At 50.2% G+C, this 2,532-nt stretch carries 3 protein-coding genes; 2 read left to right on the top strand and 1 reads right to left on the bottom strand.

Translation table 11 applies throughout. The annotated features are described in order from the left end of the window. Positions 1-84 precede the first annotated feature (84 nt). Positions 85-546, bottom strand: a complete 462-nt coding sequence (locus tag CSQ89_RS21010; protein ID WP_099407924.1) for a substrate-binding periplasmic protein — start codon at positions 544-546, stop codon at positions 85-87. A 473-nt stretch (positions 547-1,019) separates the two neighbouring features. Here CSQ89_RS21010 and CSQ89_RS21005 point away from each other — a divergent pair, with 473 nt between their 5' ends. Together CSQ89_RS21005 and ybaK are read left to right on the top strand one after the other, a co-directional pair. Then, positions 1,020-1,673 (top strand): substrate-binding periplasmic protein, encoded by a 654-nt coding sequence (locus CSQ89_RS21005; RefSeq protein ID WP_158229084.1) that lies wholly within the window; start codon positions 1,020-1,022, stop codon positions 1,671-1,673. A gap of 243 nt (positions 1,674-1,916) precedes the next feature. Continuing rightward, entirely contained in the window at positions 1,917-2,408 is a 492-nt protein-coding gene (gene ybaK / locus CSQ89_RS21000; protein WP_099407922.1) for a Cys-tRNA(Pro) deacylase, read from the top strand. Positions 2,409-2,532 lie beyond the last annotated feature (124 nt).

Here is a 2,532-nt window from a genome sequence, read left to right as displayed (position 1 = left end):
CTACCATCGCCGACAAGCCCGTTGCTGTCGCCGCGCCAAACGTGCTCAGCAAATAGTCGGTGTACAAATCGAGTTCTTTGTTCTTCATGGCGACAGGTTAGCGTATGCACTGCGTAACATCAGTAAATAATCACCATAGGCATCACCATTGTATGCCCCTACCTTGTACTTTTTGGCGTCGGCAATGCTGCTGAGCTTGATTGGGCTGTCTGTAAGCGCAAACAACGAAATCTCATCGGTGGTTAATGGCCCTATCCACTTGAATAGCTTTTCCCGCTCGGCAGTACGCACAGCCGAATAGACGCAAGTATCAGCATCACTCTTGGCCATACTCAACGCTCGTTCCCACGGCAGTAATTGAATCGTAACTGGTACACCGGCACGCTTAGCAGCTTCTTGCACAATATCGGTCGAGATTCCAACCACCTTTTTCTGCTCAAACATATTAAAAGGCGGGTAGTCCTCTGTTGTCAGGGTTAATGCATGGGCTGCACCGGCAGACATACCGAGCAGGGTTGCGAACAAAGTAATAGAACGGTATGGCATCAGGGTCTCCAAATTAAGCGTAGTGCTTGGATAACAATATCTTTTGGTGATATAGGCTGCAGATAAGTACCAAGCCCGAGAAGCGAGACAAACCTAACTAGATAGATATAAATAAAAATCACGATCTCGCTTCGACCTTATTTATAGACCTGTGCTATAGCAGGCGGTGGTAGCCCAACAAAAAAAATCGACAATCTTTTTCCCCATATTACGGGTATCGCCGTACAGATTTATCCCGCCAAGCATTGCTCCTAGCAGGTCATAAGCAAGCCCAGAAAAATAGCCGCCCTCTCCTTTTTTTTGTTAATCAAACCATTGCTGTCGAATTGCCGCCTTTCACCGTCTACTCTTCTAATCACAAGCAACCTCCTCGGCACCAATCCTCATGGGAGTTCATCATGCGGCAACATGGTTTATTTGTTATTGCTGCCCTATGCGCCCTTCATGCCTCGGCGGAACAGGAGCTATTGTTTTTGACGGAAGATTCCCCGCCTTTCAATATGTTTGAAGGCAATAAGGTGGCGGGTATCTCTACCCAGATTCTGGAGGAAGCGCTGCATCGTACGGGCATCAAGGCGCAATTCGACATTGTGCCCTGGGCACGAGCCTTGGCCCTGTCGCACAGCCAGCCACAAACCTGCGTCTATTCGGCTGTACGCACACCGGAAAGGGAAAAGAAGTACGGGTTCAAATGGATTGGCCCGCTTGTTGATGAAAAAATCGTCTTGATGGCACTGGCCGACAGCCCCATAAAACTCAAAAAGATTGCCGATGCCAAACCTTACCGGGTGGGTGGGTATGTCGCCGATGCCCGCGGTGACTATATAGAGTCACAAGGCGTGAAGGTCGACAGAGCGCCATCGGACACGATGAACTTGCCCAAACTCGTCGCACGCCGCATCGACTTATGGGTTACTGGCTCAATCAGCGGTTTATACATGGCTGCCCGTGAAGGCCAGAAGAGAAACGTGAAAATCGTTATCAGCGGTGGCGAACCCGGCGATACCCAATTATGGCTAGCTTGTAATACATCGGTTTCCAATGACGTTATCGAGAAACTCAATACCGCGGTCAAGAATTTGACTGCCGACGGTACAGCCAACAAATTTACAGCACCCTATTATTGAGCGCAGATGGGATTCAATTGGGTCTGCCCACTGGTGGATGACAAAATAGCGGCGGTGAACCACAAGACACGCAGGTATGCCTGGCTTGTCATCCATCGATATCCGATGATGTCATCAAGCAACTCAACACGGCCGTCAAGGAAGTGATTTTCGACGATACTGCCACTCTGTTTTCAACATGATACTATTTGCCCCTTTGACACACGCGCTACGCTGGTGCGTTCCAAATATCCTCCCCACACCATGCAACAGGAAAAATCCCCAGTCACACCCGCCATACGCGTACTTCGTCAGCACAAAATCGACTACACCGAACACCTGTATGAATACGTCGAGAAAGGGGGTACCGCCGAATCAAGCCGCCAACTCGCTGTACCCGAACATGCCGTCATCAAAACCCTGGTACTTGAAGATGAAACCAAGAAGCCATTGATAGTGCTGATGCATGGCGACTGCGAAACCTCTACCCGTAACTTGGCACGGCAAACCGGCCGCAAGCATATCGAGCCCTGTACGCCCGAAGCCGCCAACAAACACACGGGCTACCTGGTAGGTGGTACATCGCCGCTGGGCACCAAAAAGCGCCTGCCTGTTTACATGGAAAAGTCAGTGCTGCAACTCCCGCGTATTTATCTGAATGGCGGTAAGCGTGGCTTTTTAGTGGGGCTGGACCCTCAGTCATTGCTGCCTTTGTTACAACCCATACTGGTTGAAGTGGCAAATCCACGCACCTAATCAATAACTGATGTTACGCAGTAGCTGCGAGAAGCAGCTGTAACTGATCATAAGCCGCGCGGGAGGCGTTGATCAGTAACTTGCGGCAAAGTGCGAATGGGTTCTTCTGCGTCTTGATGCTCAG

It is taken from the genome of Chitinimonas sp. BJB300 (genome assembly GCF_002735695.1).
In the GTDB taxonomy this organism is placed as follows: domain Bacteria; phylum Pseudomonadota; class Gammaproteobacteria; order Burkholderiales; family Chitinimonadaceae; genus Chitinimonas.
This window is presented reverse-complemented; position numbering and strand designations above follow the sequence as displayed.